Annotated in this window: 17 protein-coding genes; 11 read left to right on the top strand and 6 right to left on the bottom strand. The window is 62.1% G+C overall.

The genetic code is table 11. The features are described 5' to 3' along the window. Positions 1–29: 29 nt before the first annotated feature. The 4 genes from DD235_RS06540 to DD235_RS06525 all read right to left on the bottom strand — a co-directional run bounded on the left by DD235_RS06540 (position 30) and on the right by DD235_RS06525 (position 5,191). Positions 30–1,205 carry a M20 aminoacylase family protein gene (locus DD235_RS06540; protein WP_109061260.1) on the bottom strand — a complete coding sequence of 392 codons (1,176 nt, stop codon included), beginning with the start codon at positions 1,203–1,205 and terminating at the stop codon, positions 30–32. Positions 1,206–1,222: 17 nt separating this feature from the next. After that, positions 1,223–2,722, bottom strand: a complete 1,500-nt coding sequence (locus DD235_RS06535; protein WP_109061259.1) for an aldehyde dehydrogenase family protein — start codon at positions 2,720–2,722, stop codon at positions 1,223–1,225. 84 nt (positions 2,723–2,806) lie between these two features. After that, positions 2,807–3,676 carry an NAD(P)-dependent oxidoreductase gene (locus tag DD235_RS06530; protein WP_109061258.1) on the bottom strand — a complete coding sequence of 290 codons (870 nt, stop codon included), beginning with the start codon at positions 3,674–3,676 and terminating at the stop codon, positions 2,807–2,809. A 174-nt stretch (positions 3,677–3,850) separates the two neighbouring features. Then, entirely contained in the window at positions 3,851–5,191 is a 1,341-nt protein-coding gene (locus tag DD235_RS06525; protein ID WP_109061257.1) for a DUF3100 domain-containing protein, read from the bottom strand. Between the two features lie 200 nt (positions 5,192–5,391). Between DD235_RS06525 and DD235_RS06520 the strand changes: the two genes are divergently transcribed. The 6 genes from DD235_RS06520 to proB all read left to right on the top strand — a co-directional run bounded on the left by DD235_RS06520 (position 5,392) and on the right by proB (position 10,346). Continuing rightward, positions 5,392–6,303, top strand: a complete 912-nt coding sequence (locus tag DD235_RS06520) for a LysR family transcriptional regulator (RefSeq protein ID WP_109061256.1) — start codon at positions 5,392–5,394, stop codon at positions 6,301–6,303. A 22-nt stretch (positions 6,304–6,325) separates the two neighbouring features. Continuing rightward, a complete protein-coding gene (locus DD235_RS06515) occupies positions 6,326–7,153 on the top strand; it encodes a hypothetical protein (protein ID WP_109061255.1) in 828 nt (275 codons plus the stop codon). A 106-nt stretch (positions 7,154–7,259) separates the two neighbouring features. After that, on the top strand, positions 7,260–7,571 hold the full coding sequence (gene rplU, locus DD235_RS06510) for a 50S ribosomal protein L21 (RefSeq protein ID WP_109061254.1): 312 nt from the start codon (positions 7,260–7,262) through the stop codon (positions 7,569–7,571). 39 nt (positions 7,572–7,610) lie between these two features. Further along, positions 7,611–7,874 (top strand): 50S ribosomal protein L27, encoded by a 264-nt coding sequence (rpmA, locus tag DD235_RS06505; protein WP_109061253.1) that lies wholly within the window; start codon positions 7,611–7,613, stop codon positions 7,872–7,874. Positions 7,875–8,005: 131 nt separating this feature from the next. Beyond that, positions 8,006–9,103, top strand: a complete 1,098-nt coding sequence (gene obgE, locus DD235_RS06500; protein ID WP_109061252.1) for a GTPase ObgE — start codon at positions 8,006–8,008, stop codon at positions 9,101–9,103. A 109-nt stretch (positions 9,104–9,212) separates the two neighbouring features. After that, positions 9,213–10,346: a glutamate 5-kinase gene (proB, locus tag DD235_RS06495; RefSeq protein ID WP_109061251.1), complete on the top strand. Its 1,134-nt coding sequence runs from the start codon at positions 9,213–9,215 to the stop codon at positions 10,344–10,346. A 15-nt stretch (positions 10,347–10,361) separates the two neighbouring features. On the opposite strand, the gene DD235_RS06490 is transcribed toward proB, so the two are convergent. Then, positions 10,362–11,156, bottom strand: coding sequence for a response regulator transcription factor (locus DD235_RS06490; protein ID WP_109061250.1), 795 nt, complete (start codon positions 11,154–11,156; stop codon positions 10,362–10,364). Between the two features lie 283 nt (positions 11,157–11,439). Here DD235_RS06490 and DD235_RS06485 point away from each other — a divergent pair, with 283 nt between their 5' ends. The 5 genes from DD235_RS06485 to DD235_RS06465 all read left to right on the top strand — a co-directional run bounded on the left by DD235_RS06485 (position 11,440) and on the right by DD235_RS06465 (position 18,359). Continuing rightward, on the top strand, positions 11,440–11,844 hold the full coding sequence (locus tag DD235_RS06485; RefSeq protein WP_109061249.1) for a helix-turn-helix domain-containing protein: 405 nt from the start codon (positions 11,440–11,442) through the stop codon (positions 11,842–11,844). Positions 11,845–12,129: 285 nt separating this feature from the next. Next, positions 12,130–14,043, top strand: coding sequence for a phosphomethylpyrimidine synthase ThiC (thiC, locus tag DD235_RS06480; RefSeq protein ID WP_109061248.1), 1,914 nt, complete (start codon positions 12,130–12,132; stop codon positions 14,041–14,043). Positions 14,044–14,260: 217 nt separating this feature from the next. Continuing rightward, a complete protein-coding gene (locus DD235_RS06475) occupies positions 14,261–14,830 on the top strand; it encodes an RNA polymerase sigma factor (protein ID WP_109061247.1) in 570 nt (189 codons plus the stop codon). Further along, the gene (locus DD235_RS06470) at positions 14,823–15,863 is read left to right on the top strand and encodes a FecR family protein (protein ID WP_162300429.1); all 1,041 of its coding nucleotides are present in this window, start codon (positions 14,823–14,825) and stop codon (positions 15,861–15,863) included. The genes DD235_RS06475 and DD235_RS06470 overlap by 8 nt, the downstream gene beginning before the upstream one ends. A gap of 105 nt (positions 15,864–15,968) precedes the next feature. Beyond that, positions 15,969–18,359 (top strand): TonB-dependent siderophore receptor, encoded by a 2,391-nt coding sequence (locus DD235_RS06465; protein WP_109061245.1) that lies wholly within the window; start codon positions 15,969–15,971, stop codon positions 18,357–18,359. Positions 18,360–18,428: 69 nt separating this feature from the next. Here DD235_RS06465 and DD235_RS06460 read toward each other — a convergent pair whose 3' ends face one another. Then, entirely contained in the window at positions 18,429–19,526 is a 1,098-nt protein-coding gene (locus tag DD235_RS06460) for a lipid A deacylase LpxR family protein (protein WP_164497337.1), read from the bottom strand. Between the last annotated feature and the right edge of the window lie 38 nt (positions 19,527–19,564).

Below are 19,564 nucleotides of genomic sequence, written 5' to 3'. Positions count from 1 at the left end.
GCTGAAAGGTGGCCCTCGCCATATGCGCATCACGCCTTGGGCAGCTTGCCGTCGCGCAGCAGTCCCAACGTCAGCTCCACCCAGTAACGCACGCCCAGCGGCAGCAGCCGGTCGTTGAAATCGTACTTGGGATTGTGCAGCGAGGCGCTGTCTTCGCCATTGCCCATCCAGATATACACGCCCGGGCAGGCCTGCGACATGAAGGCAAAGTCTTCCGAGGCCATGCTGGGCGGCAGATCGCGACGCACGCTGTTGGCCCCCAGCAAGTCCGCCAGCACGCCGGCACACACTTCGGCATGCTCAGGGGTGTTGATGGTGGCGGGATAGCTGGCACGGTAATCCAGCTCGACCTCCAACCCGTGCAGCGTGGCCGTAGCCACCACCGCATCGCGAAAGCGCTGCTCGATGCGGGCACGCTGCTCCATGTCGAAACAGCGCATCGTGCCGCGCAGCTTGATCTGCTCGGGCATCACATTGAATGTATCGCCACCGTTGATGCTGGTCACGCTCAGCACCGCCGGCTTGTGGACTTCCTGCTCGCGGCTGATCAGCGCCGGCAACTGGGTCACGAGCTGGCAGGCAGCCAGCAGCGTGTCCTTGCCCAGATGCGGCATGGCAGCATGGCAGCCCTTGCCCGTCAGGGTCAGGCTGAACACATCGAACGCCGCCATGACCGGACCGGCATGAACGGCCGCCGTCCCGACCGGCAGACCGGGCCAGTTGTGCATGCTGTAGACCGCCTGCATCGGAAACTGCTTGAACAGGCCATCCTCGATCATGGCGCGAGCACCACCCTCGTTTTCCTCGGCAGGCTGGAAGATGAAATGCACCGTACCGGCAAAATCCGGATTCGAGGCCAGCGCCCGGGCACCGCCCAGCAGCATGGTGGTGTGACCATCATGTCCGCAGGCATGCATGCGACCGGGATTCTGCGAAGCATGCGGCACCGCATTCAGCTCGGTCACATGCAGCGCATCGATATCGGCGCGTAGACCGATGGATGGCCCCTCGCCACGAGCACCGCGCAGCACTGCCACCACGCCGGTGCCGGCCAGGCCCTCATGCACTTCCAGCCCCCAGCTGCGCAGCAGTTCAGCGACGCGCGCGCTGGTGCGGTGTTCTTCGAAAGCCGTCTCGGGGTGCTGGTGAAAATCATGGCGCCAGCCTTTCAGTTCATCCAGATGCGGCCAAATTGTCGTACTCATATCCTTTTCCTTGCTGCTTACAGATAACCGAACGGTGCCGCAGGTTCGGCAGCCGTCTCGACCCAGACACTCTTGAGCTGAGTATATTCCTTGAGCGCATCCAGGCCGCTGGAACGACCATAGCCGCTCTGGCGATAGCCGCCAAAGGGCGAGGCCACATTGATGGTCTTGTAGCCGTTGACCCAGAAGGTCCCTGCCTGCACCTGCGCCGCCACCCGGTGGGCACGACCGACATCACGTGTCCAGACCGCGCCGGCCAGGCCGAAGCGGCTGTCGTTGGCGATCTCGATGGCTTCCTGCTCGGTGTCGAACGGAATCACCGCGACCACCGGGCCGAAGATCTCGTTCTGCGCCACGTCCATGCGATTGTTCACGCCGGTCAGCACGGTGGGCGACACAAAGTAACCGGTATCGCCCGGCTCGGCACTGCCCAGAGCCAGCGTGGCCCCTTCTGCGAGCGCGGCCGTGATGCAGTTGCGCACATGCTGGAACTGGCGCTGATTGCAGATCGGGCCGACTTCGGTCGTCGCATCGAGCGGATCGCCAACGCGCAGGCGTCCGGCACCATTGATCAGCATTTCCACCAGCTTGTCATGCACCGTGCGCTGTACCAGCAAACGCGAGCCCGACACGCAGCTCTGGCCTGCACCGGAGAAGATGGCTGCCTGCGCACCCAGGCAGGCACGATCCAGGTCGGCATCGTCGAACACGATATTGGCCGACTTGCCGCCCAGCTCCAGCACGCACGGCACCAGATGCTCGGCCGACAGTGCGGCGATGCGCGCACCGGTCGGCACCGAACCGACAAAGACCACTTTGCCGACCTGCGCCGTCTCGAGCGCGGCCGGCGCAATCGTCTGACCATAGCCGGCCAGCACATTGACCAGCCCGGCCGGCACGCCTGCCTGCACGGCGATGGCGGCCAGCGCCAGCGAGCTGAACGGCGTCAGTTCCGACGGTTTGAGCACCACGCCATTGCCGGTGGCGATGGCCGGCGCAATCTGCCAGCCGGCCGTGAACACCGGAGCATTCCAGGGGGTGATCTGCAGCACCACGCCGATGGGCTCGCGGCGCGTGTAGTTGAGGTGGCCGCTGGGCACGGGGATCACGTCGCCATACAGTTTGTCGGTCCAGCCTGCGTAGTATTCGAACATCTCCGCCACGCGCAGCGCCTCGCCACGACAATCGCGAATCGGCTTGCCGCTGGTCAGCGACTCGAGCAATGCCAGCGGCTCGGCCTGGGCCCGCACGGCCTGGCCCACTGCGTACATCACGCGACCGCGCTGGGCATGCGACAGCGCCCACCACTCGCGCTGGCCCTGGCGCGCAGCCTCGACGGCGGCCTGTGCCACGCTGGCACCGGCGTCGGCGTAACGCAGCGTTTCCTCGCCGGTTGCGGCATTGCGCAGCACGACTTCGTCGCCCTGCCCCACCAGCAGGCTGCCGCCCACATACGAACCCACGGTCTGTGCATCCGGGAAGAACACACGGAAAGCCTGCAGAATACGATCTTTCATTTCTTGCTCCTTGCTTGTCTGTTTCGGTTCGCCGCCCGAAGCGCACGCTCGCCCGGGCAACGGATACGGTCTACATCGGGATAATCAGGGCCGCTCTTCGTAGGCCACGATACGGTTGAAATCCTCGGCATCATCGACCGAGGCAGCCGAATCGGCCCACAGCCGCAGCGCCTCGCGCGACAGTGGTGCGCCAGCACCGCTCTGCTCGATCATGGCAGCGGCCAGGCGCAGGTCCTTGCGCATCAGCTTCATGGTGAAGCCGGAGTTGAAGGCATCGTTCAGAATCCAGGTCGGGCAGTTGACCTCGGTCACGCCGCTGCGACCGGAGCCGGCATTGACGCCCTTGAGGATCTGCTCGACATCCAGGCCGGCCGCCTTGGCGACGCGGATCGCCTCGCCTGCGGCAATCAGATTGATGCCGCACAGCAGGTTGTTGAACAGCTTGGCGGAGTGCCCTGCGCCCACCGGGCCGACATGCACCCGCTTGGCCGTCAGTGCCTCCAGTACCGGTGCCAGCGTATCGATATCGGCCGCTTCGCCGCCCAGCAGCATGGTCATGGCACCACTGTGCGCCGCCTTGGGGCCGCCACTGACCGGGCCATCCACCAGACGCAGCGGACTGCCCTGCAGTGCCTGTGCGATGCGCGCCGTACTGGCCGGATCGGCCGTGGACGTATCCAGCACGATCTGTCCTGCACGAGCCTGCGCCAGCAGCCCACCCTCGCCCAACACCACTTTTTCGACGATGTCCGACGTCGGCAACGACAGCACGATCACATCGGCCTGGGCCGACAGCGCTGCGATATCGTCCACCAGCGCCACGCCGGCATCCAGCAGTGCCTGGCGCGATGTGGTGGCCGGGTCGAAGCCCGTCACCTTCAGGCCAGCCCGCGCTGCCGACAGCGCCATGCCGGCACCCATGTTGCCCAGACCAATCACACCTACGTTCGTCATAATGCCTGCTCCTTTTCTTATGGATGAACCCGCCCGGCAGACCGGGCAAAGCCGGTCCACTCGGAACTTGGATTGAAACTTGAATCGAAAATGGCGGGTGCCTGCAATGCACCCGGTTCAGCAGTGCGGGCTCAGCCTGTACACATGGACACAGGCGCTATCACCCGCCCTTGTTTACAGCGTATGCACGAAGAACTGTGCAATCGCGGCAGCAGCCAGGAACACGCCGGCATTGGCCATCAGCGAAACTACCACGATGCGCCAGCCCAGGCGACGGAAGGCCGGGATGTCCTTGGCCAGCGACAGGCCGGCAAACGTCAGCATCGGCGTGATCAGGGCCAGGAAGCTGACCTTGCCGGTCAGCTCGGCGATTTCGGCCGCATAAGGCGTCTGCGGGAAGGTCATGGCCATGGCGATGAACGAAATCCAGCAGACCGCAGGCAGCTTGCGCTTGGTGCCGACATAGATCAGGTCGCCCACCAGCACGGCCAGGATGATGATGGCCACGCCCGGCAGCGCTTCGATCATCAAGGTGCCGTAACCGATGCGGTTGCCAATCAGGACCATCAAGCCCACCAGCAGCCACGAGGCAATACGCATACCCAGGCCCAGGTTGGGCGTGTGGGCAACTTCCAGCTTGACGGCCGGTGCATCCTCATCCTCGATGGACACGCTCTTGCGATTGCGCCCCAGGATGGGCTCCATGAAGCGGTAGGCACGCACGGCCAGCGGCAGCGAGATGAACAGCGTCAGGTAGGTACCCAGCGTGGTGGCGATCAGATTGGCGGCGGCAGCAAAGGCAGCAACATCCTTGGCCATTTCAGGCGTCTGTTGGGCAGCGATGGCACCAACGGCGGCAGCCGTCATGCTGCCCGAACCCACGCCTGCACCCATGGCCAGGGCCAACGGGTGGAAAATATTCAGGCTGGTGATGAAGCCGGCCAGCAGCGAGATGAAGATTGCACCGATCAGGGTACCGGTCACGTACTCGGCCAGCACACCACGACCTTCGGGGGAATCCATGCCGAAGCGCTCGCCCACGATCGCCAGGCCCGGCTCACGACCGATCGAGAAGGTGGCACCAATGGCCTCACGCTTGATACCCAGCATCAGGGCAACCGGCATGCCCAGCAGGATACACCCGACCAGGTTACCGACTTCCTGCAGCGCCAGGCCCCAGCCAGCTTCGGCCAGCTTGGGCAGCGAACCGCCTACCAGCAGGCCCAGCTTGGCGATAAACAGGAACAGCGCCGACGACAGGATGGCTGCGGCCAGGTGCTGACTCTGCAGGCTGATCTTGAGCGGTCCCGGCATGCGCTTGGACAGCAAGCCGATCGTCAGGCCAATCAGCAGCGCCCAGATCATGGGCAGCAACACCACTTTGCCGATCCCCAGTTCGATAGGCAGCGGCCCGAACCACTCGGACAGCGCCGCGATGACCAGCGCAAGCCCGAAGATTTGCGCTACGCTACCGAGATCCAGCGGCTCTTTTGCTTGATGAGCGGCAGTACTCATTTACTTCCCCTATATCGCCACAGCATCGTATGCCCGGCGTTGTTGACAAGAATAGATAAAATTGCAACCGCCGACAGGACAAGCCTCTCCATGCGGCGCGCTAACTATATCAATGTGTTTATATCCGTATTTCAAAATTTTGTTCTAATAAACAGAACATAAGTAGTTACCCTAGGCATCACTCTCCGGCAGGATACTCCATGCAACTCTTCAATGACGCACGCGCCCGTTATCTTTACGAAGCCGTCACCTGTGGCTCGGTGCGCGCCGCGGCAGAAAAAATGGGTATCGCCCCGTCGGCCATCAGCCGTCAGGTCAGCCTGCTGGAAGAAGAACTCAATGCCGTCCTGCTGGAGCGCCATCGCAAGGGCGTGGTCCCCACGCACGCCGGCCAATTGCTGATCGACTATTACCGACAGCACATGGCCCACCGCCACGACATGCTGGCCAAGATCGAGTCGCTGCGCGGGCTGCAGAGCGGCTCGATATCGGTCGTCAGCGGCGAAGGCTTTGCCCAGGAGATGATCGCCGGTCCGATCCAGCAGTTCCGCCAGCAGCATCCCGGCGTGTCGATATCGCTCGATATCTTCGGTACCACCGAAATCATGCGCCGCGTACGCGAGGACGAAGCCGAGATCGGGCTGGTGTACTACGCTCCGGCCGACGCGCATATCGTCTCGCGGGGCACGGCCCTGCAGCCCATGCATGCCATCATCGGCCCCAACCATCCGCTGCGCCATGCCCAACAGACCTCGCTGCAGGAGTTGACGGCCTGGCCGATGGCACTGCTGCATGGCATCTACGGCATCCGGCAACTGATTGACCATGCCGAACGCAGCGAAAAAATCCACCTGAAAGCGGCACTCACGACCAACCTGATCAGCGTGGCGATCGGCTTCGTCACCAGCGGCCAGGGTGTCACCCTGCTGCCCCGCTGCTCCGTTTCCACTGAACTGGCCCAGGGCCGGGTGCATGCCATCCCGGTGCACAGTGCCGCGCTGGGCCATGCCGAAGTCCAGTTGATCACCCGTGCCGGCCGCCACCTGTCACCTGCCGCCAACCGTTTCCTGCAATACTGCATGCACGGCATGCAGGCTTTCCAGCGGGTGTGAGCCCTCCACCATCCAAGCCCCCATGGCATCTACAGACAACGACATGCATCCCGACATTCCCTGCCAGGACATCCGGCAGGCACAGCCCTGGCTGCGCGCCTTTCCGGACCCTGCCGAGGTCTTTTCCCCTGAGCAACCCTGGCTGCCGCACTATTTCAATGCACTGGTGTCAGTCGATCTGGGCCGGATCGATCCGACCTGGCAGGGATGGCTGCACCTCGTCAGCCCGATCGAACCCCTGGACGGTTATCTTGGCGAAGAAGGCACCCACACCCCTTTCACCGCTCCCAACTGGATCGCTTTCCGGCAGGACGAGACAGGCCATTACCATTTCCTGGGCGAACGCACATACTTCGGCCTGGATGCCCCGCTGGTCGCCACCCATCCCTTTCGCATCAAGCGGGAACAGGAGGCTCGCGAGCAACTGGCCCGCTACTATCAGGAAGAACACGCCACATTTTCAGCCTCTCACGCCCGCTGGCTGAAAAACGGCATCCTGGACTGGCCCCATCCCGACGACCCGACACGCTGCAAGAGCGAATATGACCGAGAGCGCTATCCCGACATCATGCATGGCCGCGATCCGCTTGAATGCGGCCAGCCCCTGATCGAGCAACTGGGTGGTACGACCGGCTACGGCAACTGGAGCGATACGCCTGAGATCCCGTCGGCCTTCATTCTGGACAGCGGCGACAGCGACAACGTCTTCCCACGCTGGCAGGATGGCCGCCCCTTTCGCTTCATCGCCAGCACAGCGGGCTACCCATGGCGACGCCATGGCGCAGACAGCATCCTCGTATTCTTTGAACCGCAAGAGCGGACTGTGCTGATCACGTTCGACTGGAGTTGAGGCGCTTGATCCGCCCCACAACACTTGACATTGCCAAAAATCCAGTATCGAGTGTAGAATAGCGAGTTCGGCAAAGTGCCGAGCATTTTTTACGAGGTCCTATCCCATGAATGCGGTCATAAAAACCGGCGGCAAGCAGTATCGCGTTACCGTTGGCGAAAAACTCAAAGTAGAACAGATACCGGCAGACGTTGGGCAAGAAATCACGCTAGATCAGGTTCTGTCCGTCGGCGAAGGCGAGCAACTGCAAGTTGGTACGCCTCTGGTCAACGGTGCCCTGGTCAAGGCAACGGTTATTGCGCACGGTCGCCACGACAAGGTCAAGATCTTCAAGATGCGCCGTCGCAAGCACTACCAGAAGCATCAAGGCCACCGTCAAAACTACACCGAAATCCGCATCGAAGCCATCACGGCCTGATTGCAGATACGGTCAACCATCATTAGCAGGAGCTAAAACATGGCACAGAAAAAGGGCGGCGGCTCAACCCGGAATGGCCGCGACTCAGAATCGAAACGACTTGGCGTCAAGGCCTACGGCGGTCAACTGATCCCCGCTGGCTCGATCATCGTGCGCCAGCGCGGCACCCGCGTCCACCCGGGCGTCAATGTCGGCATCGGCAAGGATCACACCCTGTTCGCACTGGTTGACGGCACGGTTCAGTTCGGCTTCAAGGGCCACCTGAACAAGCAGATCGTCTCCATCGTCGCTGCTGCCGAGTAATTCCGGCTGCATGGTTGCAGCCATCAGGCTGCAGCGTCTCGACGAGACATCAAAACCCTGCCGCATGCGGCAGGGTTTTGTATTTTGAGGCAAAATAGCCTTCCAGTTCCGACCTTCACAGATAAAACACCATGAAATTCGTTGACGAGGCGACCATCGAGGTCATTGCCGGCAATGGCGGCAACGGCTGCGCCAGTTTTCGCCGCGAAAAATTTATTCCGAAGGGCGGACCTGACGGTGGCGACGGCGGCCGGGGCGGCAGCATCACCGCCATCGCCGACCGCAACATCAATACCCTGATCGACTTCCGCTATGCGCGCTTGCAGCGCGCCCGCAATGGCGAGAACGGACGCGGTTCGGATCAGTACGGTGCCGCAGCAGCCGATATCGTCCTGCGCATGCCCGTCGGCACCATGATCTTCGATGCAGACACAGAAGAACTGCTGTTCGACCTCAAGCAGCATGGCGAAGAAGTCACGTTGGCCACCGGCGGCAGCGGCGGCCTGGGCAACCTGCACTTCAAATCCAGCATCAATCGCGCACCCCGCCAGTTCACTTACGGCAAGGAAGGCGAGCAACGCCGTCTGCGCCTCGAACTCAAGGTACTGGCCGACGTCGGCCTGCTGGGCCTGCCCAATGCGGGCAAGTCCACCCTGATCAGCAAGATTTCCAATGCCCGGCCCAAGATCGCCGACTACCCCTTTACGACGCTGCACCCCAATCTGGGCGTAGTGCGCACATCGGCCTCGCGCAGCTTTGTGGTGGCCGACATTCCCGGCCTGATCGAAGGTGCCTCAGAAGGTGCCGGCCTGGGCCACCTGTTCCTGCGCCACCTGGCCCGGACCCGGGTGCTGCTGCATCTGGTCGACATGTCCTCGCCTGATCCCGACGTTGACCCGGTTCCCGAGGCCATCACCCAGGCCCAGGCCATCGTCGAAGAACTGCGCCGCTACGATGCCGATCTGTACGCCAAGCCGCGCTGGCTGGTGCTGAACAAGCTTGATGTCAATCCCGATCCCGAAGATGCCAAGCGCCGACTGTGCGAAGCACTCGGCTGGGAGGGCCCGGTATTCGGCATCTCCGCACTCAATGGCGACGGCACGCAGGAACTGGTCTGGGCGCTGCAAAAATACCTGGATGAGACCAAAGCCGCCGAACAACGTGCCCAGGACGAAGCCGACGGCATCAATCTCGACCCCCGCTTCGACCCGGATCGCCAGGCTCCCTGAGAAACTGCAAGTCACCGCGCCGGTCACGCCCGGCGCGCCTGCAGACATCCCGCATCGGCCTGCCCTGGCGACCGTCACATCCTTACCCACCTGCCGTTTACTGCTCAGCATGTCTTCCTCCGCCACTTCTGCCACCCTGACCCACGCACGGCGCCTGGTCATCAAAGTCGGTTCATCCCTGGTTACCAACGACGGCAAGGGCCTGGACAGGCAGGCGGTACGACAGTGGACGCAGCAAATCGCACAACTGGCGGCACAAGGCAAACAGATCGTGCTGGTATCGAGCGGAGCCATCGCCGAGGGCGTGTCGCGCCTGGGCTGGCCGCGCCGGCCAGCCGCCATCAATGAACTGCAGGCAGCGGCAGCCGTGGGGCAGATGGGCCTGGCTCAGGCCTATGAAGAAGCCTTCGACGAGCACCACCTGCGTACGGCACAGATCCTGCTCACCCACGAAGACCTGAGCGACAGGCAGCGCTACCTGAATGCTCGCTCCACCCTTTTCACGCTGCTGGAGCTGGGCGTCGTGCCGGTCGTCAACGAGAACGATACCGTCATTACCGACGAGATCCGATTCGGCGACAACGACACCCTCGGTGCGCTGGTCACCAACCTGATCGAAGCCGATGCGCTGATCATCCTGACCGACCAGCGAGGCCTGTACGACGCCGACCCCCGCGCCAATCCGGATGCCCGCTTCGTACACCATGGAGAAGCCGGAGACCCGGCTCTGGAAGCCATGGCTGGTGGTGCCGGCAGCAGCATCGGTACCGGCGGCATGCTGACCAAGATCCTGGCCGCCAAGCGCGCAGCCCGCAGCGGCGCGCACACCGTGATTGCCTCGGGTCGGGAAAGCGATGTACTGCTGCGTCTGGCGGCAGGCGAAGCCATCGGTACCGCCCTGCATGCCCCCATGGCGATCCACTCTGCCCGCAAGCAATGGCTGGCCGACCAGTTGCGGCTGCGCGGCAAGGTCGTGCTTGATGCCGGTGCCATCGAGGCCTTGAGCCACCATGGCAAAAGCCTGCTGCCGATTGGCGTCACCGCTGTCGAAGGCAATTTCCGGCGTGGCGACGCCGTGGCCTGCGTCGATGCAGAGGGCCGCGAATATGCGCGCGGCCTGATCAACTACTCGGCCAGCGATACGCGCCGCATCATGCGCCATGCATCCAATGACATCGCCGATATCCTCGGCACCATGACTGAACCCGAGCTGATGCACCGGGACAACATGGTCGTGCACTGACACGGGACATCCCGTTCAGGGAATAGACACCGCCGCCCGATAGGGCTCGAAAGAAGCCGCAAACATATAGCCCTTGCCCCTGACGCAGTGCAGGGGTAACTTCAGCGCGGCCTTGCCCGCCTTGCGACGCAGCCGGAACACCAGGACATGCATCCGGCTGACAAAACGCTGCTCCAGCCAGACCGCCTCTCCAGTCAACGGCATGTCTGCAACACCTTCGCTGCTCAGCAACCGGTAGAGTTCCTCCAGGCTCAGATAACCTGTATCGGTTCGGAAGAACCCTTGCAGCAGGATGCGCTCCATGACCGTCAGGCGCAGAGCCGGCCCTTCCGGACTGTGCAGTTGCCATCCCGAATCCCCCAGGCACCAGCTTTTGTCCGCAGGGACAACGGCTGGCGCTGCCTTTTCAATCGGGGCCGAGGCGGCAAACTGCAGCGGAACCAAGCTCGACTGCCAGCTCCGCGCTCGCCGCAGCGCCTGCAAAACCGACAGCAGCTCGGACGGGTCCGGCCTACCCGGCAGGCAGTAATCGATGCCGGCCAGCAAGGCATGGGCACGATCCTGGGCCGACTCAGGGGCCATCAGCAATACGATGCCGGCTCCGGCACGCTCCAGCCGCAATTCCGCCACCATGAACAGGCTGCTGCCTGCCAGCCCCCACAACGCGACGCAGGCGTGCTCATGACCGGCGCGCAACGTATGCAGTTCCTGCACACTGCGACTGCGCAACACATCCACACCATGCGCCTCAAGCCAGACGGGCAAGGGCTGCCCCTCCATCCTGTCCAGCCAGCCATCGGGATCATGCATGATGACGCAGCCCCCCTCACCCGCCCTGCCTATCTCGATATGTCGCCTCACACGCGCCCCCAAATAAACACGATAGTGTTATTCAGTCTAACAGATTTCCACATCCCACCATGGCGGCCACCTGAGAAAAAGGGCCGTTTCCATGCACCAAAATTGCCCATCCTTTCTTTGCCTACAGGGAAAAACGAGACACTGCCCCCGTGCCACCTCATAAACAGCGATCACACCACAGGAAATCATCAAAAAACACCAAAGTGATTGCGCTTGATTGTCCAATTAGGGGGTGAATACATTCGGAAGCAGACTACGGCATGCGCGCAAGCTGCGCGGGCTGACTCAACAGCAGTTAGCCAGGATCGCCGGTCTTTCTCAAAGTGCCGTCGGCAACTACGAGAGCGACCAGCGTCACTCCAGCCGGGCACTCATCGCGCTAGCCAGCGCACTCAATATCGACCCTCGCTGGCTCGATAGTGGTCGGGGCACGCCTCCCGGCAGTCAACAACCACCGCCGCTCAAAGAACCCGAAACCACCTATGCGGCAGAAAGCTGGCAAGCGACCCAGCTCTGGCCCTTTCCCTCGATAGACCCAGCCAGCCTGTCCGCGCTGAGTCAGGCCGATCGCCAGATTCTCGAAAGCCTGGTCCGTACATTTATCGAAGCCTGCGCAAAACGCCACGGTTCGCGCTGATCCGCTATACTTCGCTCACAACGCAGGGGTACTTGGCTGCAGTCATGCTGCAGCCGGGTTGAGAGAGTCCCTTTGCACCAGTACGGATAATGCCGACGCTGGAAGCGCGTTCCCGGTTCCTTTGCAGGATGCCCAGCCCTGATCAGACAGGAACAAGGCATCCGTTCAGGTTACCACCACTGCCGGTCACCAGACAAAAGTGTCAGCCAGCCTGACCTCATGCTGCAACCGTCATGCCAGGGAACAGATTTCCGCTCGGCTCCAGACCTTTCCTTGGAGCGTGCCATGAAAACCCAGACCCCCTTCCTCGCTGCCGATGCGACCGTCGATTCCGCCGCCGTCGCACCGTTGCCGTGTTCGCGCAAGATTTACGAGACCGGCTCCCGGCCCGATATCCGGGTGCCGTTTCGCGAAATCAGCCAGGACGACACCCCAACCCTGTTCGGTGGTGAAAAGAATCCGCCGCTGACGGTCTACGACACCAGTGGCCCATACACCGATCCCGACGCCCGCATCGACATCCGCAAGGGACTGCCTGCGCTGCGCCAGGCCTGGATCGAAGAGCGTGGCGATACCGAACTGCTGTCCGGCCCGACCAGTGACTATGGCCGCGAGCGGCTGGCCGATCCCAAGCTGGCCGCCATGCGCTTCCAGCTGCAGCGCGCGCCGCGCCGCGCCAAGGCCGGCCAGAACGTGACCCAGATGCACTATGCCCGACGTGGCATCGTCACACCCGAGATGGAGTTCATTGCCATCCGCGAGAACCTGCGCCGCGAGCAGTACATCGAATCACTGCGTGCCAGCGGCCCCGATGGCGAGAAGCTGGTGCGCCGACTGCTGCGCCAGCACCCCGGCCAGTCGTTCGGTGCCGCCATTCCGGGGGCCATCACGCCCGAGTTCGTGCGCGACGAGATTGCCCGGGGCCGTGCCATCATTCCGGCCAACATCAACCACCCCGAGATCGAGCCGATGATCATCGGCCGCAACTTCCTGGTCAAGATCAACGCCAACATCGGCAATTCGGCAGTCAGTTCCGGCATCCACGAAGAAGTCGAAAAGATGACCTGGTCGATCCGCTGGGGCGGCGACACCGTCATGGACCTCTCGACCGGCAAACACATCCACGAAACCCGCGAATGGATCATCCGCAACTCGCCAGTCCCCATCGGCACCGTGCCCATCTACCAGGCACTTGAAAAGGTCGATGGCAAGGCCGAGGAACTGACCTGGGAAATCTTCCGCGATACGTTGATCGAGCAAGCCGAGCAGGGCGTGGACTATTTCACCATCCATGCCGGCGTGCGCCTGCCCTTCATCCCCATGACCGCCGACCGCATGACCGGCATCGTCTCGCGCGGTGGCTCGATCATGGCCAAGTGGTGCCTGGCACATCACAAGGAAAGCTTCCTCTACGAGCGTTTCGAAGACATCTGTGAAATCATGAAGGCCTACGACGTCAGCTTCTCGCTGGGCGACGGCCTGCGTCCCGGCTCGGCCTGGGATGCCAACGACGAAGCACAGTTCGCCGAACTCAAAACCCTGGGCGAGTTGACGCAGATCGCCTGGAAGCACGACGTGCAGGTCATGATCGAAGGCCCGGGCCACGTACCGATGCAGATGATCAAGGAAAACATGGATCTGCAGCTGGAGCACTGCCACGAAGCCCCCTTCTACACGCTGGGGCCGCTGACCACCGACATTGCCCCCGGCTATGACCACATCACCTCCGGGATCGGCGCGGCACTGATCGGCTGGTACGGCACCGCCATGCTGTGCTATGTGACGCCCAAGGAACACCTGGGCCTGCCCAACAAGAAGGACGTCAAGGACGGCATCATCACCTACAAGATCGCCGCCCATGCCGCCGACCTGGCCAAGGGCCATCCGGGGGCCGCCATTCGCGACAACGCCCTGTCCAAGGCACGTTTCGAATTCCGCTGGGAAGACCAGTTCAACCTGGGCCTGGACCCCGACACGGCCAAGGCGTTCCACGACGAGACGCTGCCCAAGGACTCGATGAAGGTGGCACACTTCTGCTCGATGTGCGGCCCGCACTTCTGCAGCATGAAAATCACTCAGGACGTGCGCGAATACGCAGAGAAACTGGGCGTCGAGGAAAAGGCGGCGCTGCAGCGCGGGATGCAGGAAAAAGCCATCGAGTTCGTAAAGAAAGGCGCGGAAATTTATCACGCCGAGTAGGCCGCAGCAGCCTAACTCATGCAGCATGGTCGCCATGGCAGCAGCGACAGCGGCATGCCTCCGGCCGGAAAACAGGTAGCCACCTACCTGTTTTCCGGTGCGTGGCGACCCGACAGACGCAGCATATCTGCCACGTCTTACCTGTTTCCACGGAAAAATCAGGAACATACACTACAATAAAAATGGTTCTTAATCCACTTCAAAGCATCCTGCTACCGTGTCCTCTCCTGCTTCCCCCATTGTCGATGCACTGGCCTGCTACCGCGAACTGCACCGTTTTCTGACGGGCAAGCTGGGGAGCCGCAGCGATGCCGAGGACATCACGCAAAGCAGCTATGAGCAGATGCTGCAGGCCCTGCAAACACAGCGTCAGTTGCAGGTAGAGTCGCCACGGGCCCTGCTCTACAGGATCGCCCATAATCTGTGCATCGATCACTACCGGCGCCAGAAAACAGCCCGCAACTGGGCCGAGCTGGCATCGCATGCCTCACCTGCCACACGGTTCGCACCAGCGGCCGAGTACCTGGCCGCCCAGCGGCAGATCATCGAGCGGGTCGTCACGCAACTCATGCAATTGCCCACGGCGCGACGCAACGTATTCATCCTGTTTCGTGCCTACGGCATGAGCCGAACAGAGATTGCCGCTCACCTCGGCATCAAGGAAAGCACGGTCGCCAAACACGTCGTTCGCGCCACACTCGACTGTGCTCGCGTATTTGCCATGCTGCATGCCAATCTCCCCGAGCACATCGAGCCTGGCGAATGCAGCGCGGGTATCCGTGAATAGCCACCAGGCAACCATGCCCGACAGGATCGACGAACAGCGCGTAGAAAAGGCACTGGCACTCATCGCGCGCGCCGCGATCGATGTGCCGGAGGCTGCCGCCAAGGCAGAAGATGCGCTCTCACGCTGGCGTGCACGCTCTCCGGAAAACGCCGCCGCCTGTATCGAGGCGCATCACCGCTGGCAGATGCTGGCCCAATTGGCCCCCGAACTGCGCGAACAGTTTGATGCGCCCGCGGCCGGAAGGCGCAGTCCGCAGCGCCGCCAGTTGCTGGCCTACCTGGCCGGTGCAGGCATCACGGGTCTGCTCGGCAGCAGCGGCTGGTGGGCATACCGGCACACGCCACAATTCGTCAGTGCGCTCGACAATACCAGCCTGCTTCCCGAGTCGTTCGCGGTCCCCGATGGTCCGGACGGGCAAACAGCCAGCCACATTGTGCTGGCCCCTTCCACCCGGCTCCAGATTTCGCTCAGCCGCGCCGAACGCACTGCCACCCTGGAGCAGGGCGAGGCTTATTTTGCGATTGCACAGGACAACGCACGTCCATTCAGGGTGCGCACCCAGGCCGGCGATATCGAAGTATTGGGCACGGCCTTCAGTGTATCTGTGCGCACCCATGCCGTTGCCATCGAGGTCGAGCATGGCCATGTCCGCTTTGCGCCTCGTGCTGCGGGCATACGCCGCCTGCCCCTGTTCGCGCCACCCGCCATTGACCTGTATCAGGGCCAGGCACTGACAATACGCACAACAGGCGTCGCCCAGTCCAGCCAAGTCAATCCGGAGCAGGTTGCAGCCTGGCGCGACGGCTGGCTGATTTTCGACAATGCACGACTGGATGATGCCCTCCCCACCATCAATGCCTATCGCCTCACCCCGTTGATCCTGCAGGATCAACGCACCGGCCAGTTGCGGCTGACAGGACGCTTTCGTACCGACGACCCGGACAGCCTGCTGCGTGCGTTGCCCGTCATTCTGCCGCTGAATATCGTGACGCACCCAGATGGCAGTCTACGCCTGGCGGTACGGACTTCCTGACGCCAGGGCGTATCACCAAAGACCTGTCTCCATTTTCCGGACTTGCACGTCTTCTGTCATGACACGCACGGTGCAATGGCCGTGCCCCCTAAAGCAGGAGATAGCATGCCTTTACAAACCCCGGCCGGACATCACCGGCTGCTTCCCATCACGGCCTTGTTGTGCAGCGCTCTGGCCTTCTACACAGCAGTGCCACGACCCGCATTGGCACAGGAAACAGCCCCGCATGCCGAAACGGTTTTCGATATCCAGTTGGCTGCCCAGCCCCTGGGCAGCGCCCTGCATGATCTGTCGAAGCAGACCGGCATACAGATTTTTGCCGCTGGCGACCTTGTCAGCGAGCAACGCCAGGCACCCACGGTGACCGGACGGTTCTCGGTCACCCAAGCACTGGGTCGCCTGCTCGCGGGCAGCCGCCTGACATTCCAGCAGAATGGCGAGCATGGCTATGCCATCATCCCGGCAGACGCCACCCAACTCGACACCGTTACCATTTCCGGCAAGGCCTCGGGCTCCACCACCGAAGGCACCGGTTCCTACACGACTTGGTCAACCAGCAGCTCGACCCGCCTCAACCTGACACCACAGGAAACCCCGCAAGCGATTACCGTACTGACGCGGCAAAGACTGGATGACCAGAAACTGGAAACGCTGGTGGACGCGCTTGATGCCACGCCAGGCATCATCGTGCAAAGAACATTCGTCGGGCAGGGGCAAGACAGCAGCGACATCTACGCCCGCGGCTCCTACCTGCAGAATTACCAGATCGACGGCGTACCGACCTCGCTGGCGGTCGGCCCCTTCCTGGCCAATACTGCGGCCTACGATCGCATCGAGATCGTGCGGGGTGCCACCGGAATCATGAATGGGTTGGGTACGCCCGCAGCAACGGTCAACCTGATCCGCAAGCGTCCGACCGCCACGCGTCAGATATCGATGACGGCCCAGGCAGGTAACTGGCAGCGCCATGGATTCGGTCTGGATGTCTCCAACGCCCTGAACGAAAGTGGTACGGCCCGCGCCCGCCTCGTTGCCGACTACAACAAACAAGGTGCCTGGGTTGATCGCTTCGACCAGAAAAACATCGCACTCTATGGCATCGGCGAACTCGACCTGAGCGACCGTACATTGCTGACCATCGGTTTCAACCACCTGAGTCAGCGCACCGACTCGACCATCGTGGGATACCCTATTTTCTTCACCAATGGCGAGCGCATTCCGCTGTCGCCTGCGGATAATGGTACTCCCGACTGGAACTACTACGATAATGCGCTGAACAGCTTTTTCGCCTCAGTCGAGCATCGCTTCGAATCCGGCTGGGTCAGCAAGATCGAATACAGCCAGGCGCAGTACCGCGACGATGCCGTCACCCAAAGCATCACCGACTCCATCGATGCCGGAACCGGCAATGGCATGGAGCTCTGGCCCTTCCACTGGCGCACCAAAAACCGCCAGGAAAACCTGGACGCGTATGTCAGCGGCGCATTCTCGCTGTTCGGGCGCGAGCACGAACTGATTGCCGGCGTCACACTCTCGCGCGAGCGTGCCAGGACCCACCGCTACGAGGACGACTGGATGAACTATCCGGCCGACTTCAATATCTTTGACTGGGCTGCGACAGCCCCCACACCCACTTTCTTCAAGACAGGCGAATCGGATTCGCGAGAACGCCAGTACAGCGCCTACCTGAACGCACGCTTCCAACTCAGCGACGCTGCCAGCCTGCTGCTCGGTGGCCGGAGCACGCACTGGAAACGTACCCAGGCATCGACCCCCACCGAACGCAAGGAAAATGTGTTCGTCCCCTATGTCGGACTGGTCTATGCTCTCAACGACACATGGTCGGTCTACGGCAGCTATACAAAAATCTTCCAGCCCCAGGACGGGCGGGTATTCATCTACAACGCGCCGGGCACATCGCCTGACCCCGAGCAGGGCGAAGGCTACGAAGCCGGCATCAAGGCCGATTTCTATGACGGCCGCCTGACGTCCAGCCTGGCGCTGTTCCAAATGGATATCTCCAACCTGGCAGTCTGGAACAGCGATGCCTACATTTACGATATCCACGGCAAGACCAGAACCCGTGGCGTAGAGCTCGAACTCAATGGAGAATTGGCAGAAGGCTGGCAGGCCAGCGCCGGCTATGCTTATGCCCGAACCGAGGACGCCCAGGGAGAGCGCACCCTCACACGGTTGCCGCTGCACAGCATCAAACTGTTCACGACCTATCGCCTGCCGGGTGCCTGGAACAGGCTGACACTGGGTGGCGGCATCAACTGGCAAAGCGCCATCAGCAGCAACAGCACGTTCGACTACCGGCAGGGGGATGTGACACTGGTCAACATGATGGCACGCTACGACATCAGCAAGCACCTGTCGGCCGCGCTGCACGTCAACAACCTGCTGGACAAGCGTTACTTCTCGACCGTCTCCAGCAACTACGGCACCTATGGCGCGCCGCGCAGCTTCATCCTGTCAGCCAAATACAGTTTCTGAGCAACATCCAACACCCTGCATGGCTGAAAAACAAGCAGATCACCACCTGTTTCCCAGCCATGCAGGCGATCAAAATACCCGACTGATCGTCATGCTGCCGAACACCGGCCGATCCCCCTGGCCGTCAAATTCGCGGGTACGGTGATAGCGTGCAAACGCCACCTTCCATGGTCCGTACGTGACAGCCAACCCATACCCGAAATCCGCCACAAAAGGCCGCTTGTGTACGCTGTGGCTGTTGCGGAAGGTATTGCCGTCCAGCGTAATGTCGTGCACCATCCAGCGCCCATCCACTGTGGCAAACAGGTGCCCGCCCCAGCCCCTGTTGCGTTCACCGCGCGGCTGTGGTGCCATGTTCTCGCCCGAGGGCCGCAACGGCGAACTGCCGAAATCATCCGGCAGGCGCCAGCCAAAACGGATCTCTCCACCCACGTTGGCATAGGTGGCCAGATTGCCCAGGCTGCCCCCCCAGTGCGTCGAGGCATCCCACCCCCAGCCCCGGCGCGCCTCGGCTGGCTGCCAGCGACGGGTACGCTCGTGGATCAGTTGGAAAACCGGCTCGTTGTGCAACTGGTTGTCCCATCCCTTGAAGCGGTCGGCACCGATGATGCGATGCCATTCACTTTGCGTCTTGCCCGCCAGCGCGGCGGGGCCGACGACGCCCAGGCGCAGTACGGTAGTACGCAGCAAATCATCAGCACGTGCGTTGTAGCCGGCACTGACGAACAGCACACCGGCATACGGGCGATCATCCTCGATCAGATCGGAGCGATAGCGGTCCTCGGGCGTGAACATACCCTGACCAAGGCTGAACACCACATTCTGCAGATCGGTCGCCTCGGGATGCAGCCAGCGCAGGAAATGGCTGGTTTTGCGCATCCAGGCCGGCTGGCAGGGATCATTGCTGAAATCGGTCAGATTGGGCGACACCACCGACAACAGCAAACCATTGGTGTAGTTCTGATCCTGGTCGTCCCAGCCGAACATATCGTTGTCGATCCGCAGCGTGACCCCGAACCCTGCCTGCTCGACCGAACTGTCGCGCACGCAGTCCTGCGCCACGGCCGTGCCCGCCAGCATGAACATGAGCACGCCCAGCAGGCCGCTGCCGCGCAGCCTGCGCGATACACGGCGTTGCCCGGATCGGTATTGAGTCCGTGGAGTCATCTCGTTCTCGCCTCATGAAAGGGATAAGCAATGCTGCA

The sequence above is a fragment of the Corticimicrobacter populi genome (assembly GCF_003123725.1).
In the GTDB taxonomy this organism is placed as follows: domain Bacteria; phylum Pseudomonadota; class Gammaproteobacteria; order Burkholderiales; family Burkholderiaceae_B; genus Corticimicrobacter; species Corticimicrobacter populi.
This window is presented reverse-complemented; position numbering and strand designations above follow the sequence as displayed.

Excerpts from the sequence above, each read along its gene's own strand:
- DD235_RS06540 (WP_109061260.1), bottom strand. The coding sequence starts at position 1,205 with ATGAGTACGACAATTTGGCCGCATCTGGATGAACTGAAAGGCTGGCGC.
- DD235_RS06535 (WP_109061259.1), bottom strand. The coding sequence starts at position 2,722 with ATGAAAGATCGTATTCTGCAGGCTTTCCGTGTGTTCTTCCCGGATGCA.
- DD235_RS06530 (WP_109061258.1), bottom strand. The coding sequence starts at position 3,676 with ATGACGAACGTAGGTGTGATTGGTCTGGGCAACATGGGTGCCGGCATG.
- DD235_RS06525 (WP_109061257.1), bottom strand. The coding sequence starts at position 5,191 with ATGAGTACTGCCGCTCATCAAGCAAAAGAGCCGCTGGATCTCGGTAGC.
- DD235_RS06520 (WP_109061256.1), top strand. The coding sequence starts at position 5,392 with ATGCAACTCTTCAATGACGCACGCGCCCGTTATCTTTACGAAGCCGTC.
- DD235_RS06515 (WP_109061255.1), top strand. The coding sequence starts at position 6,326 with ATGGCATCTACAGACAACGACATGCATCCCGACATTCCCTGCCAGGAC.
- rplU (WP_109061254.1), top strand. The coding sequence starts at position 7,260 with ATGAATGCGGTCATAAAAACCGGCGGCAAGCAGTATCGCGTTACCGTT.
- rpmA (WP_109061253.1), top strand. The coding sequence starts at position 7,611 with ATGGCACAGAAAAAGGGCGGCGGCTCAACCCGGAATGGCCGCGACTCA.
- obgE (WP_109061252.1), top strand. The coding sequence starts at position 8,006 with ATGAAATTCGTTGACGAGGCGACCATCGAGGTCATTGCCGGCAATGGC.
- proB (WP_109061251.1), top strand. The coding sequence starts at position 9,213 with ATGTCTTCCTCCGCCACTTCTGCCACCCTGACCCACGCACGGCGCCTG.
- DD235_RS06490 (WP_109061250.1), bottom strand. The coding sequence starts at position 11,156 with ATGCATGATCCCGATGGCTGGCTGGACAGGATGGAGGGGCAGCCCTTG.
- thiC (WP_109061248.1), top strand. The coding sequence starts at position 12,130 with ATGAAAACCCAGACCCCCTTCCTCGCTGCCGATGCGACCGTCGATTCC.
- DD235_RS06465 (WP_109061245.1), top strand. The coding sequence starts at position 15,969 with ATGCCTTTACAAACCCCGGCCGGACATCACCGGCTGCTTCCCATCACG.
- DD235_RS06460 (WP_164497337.1), bottom strand. The coding sequence starts at position 19,526 with ATGACTCCACGGACTCAATACCGATCCGGGCAACGCCGTGTATCGCGC.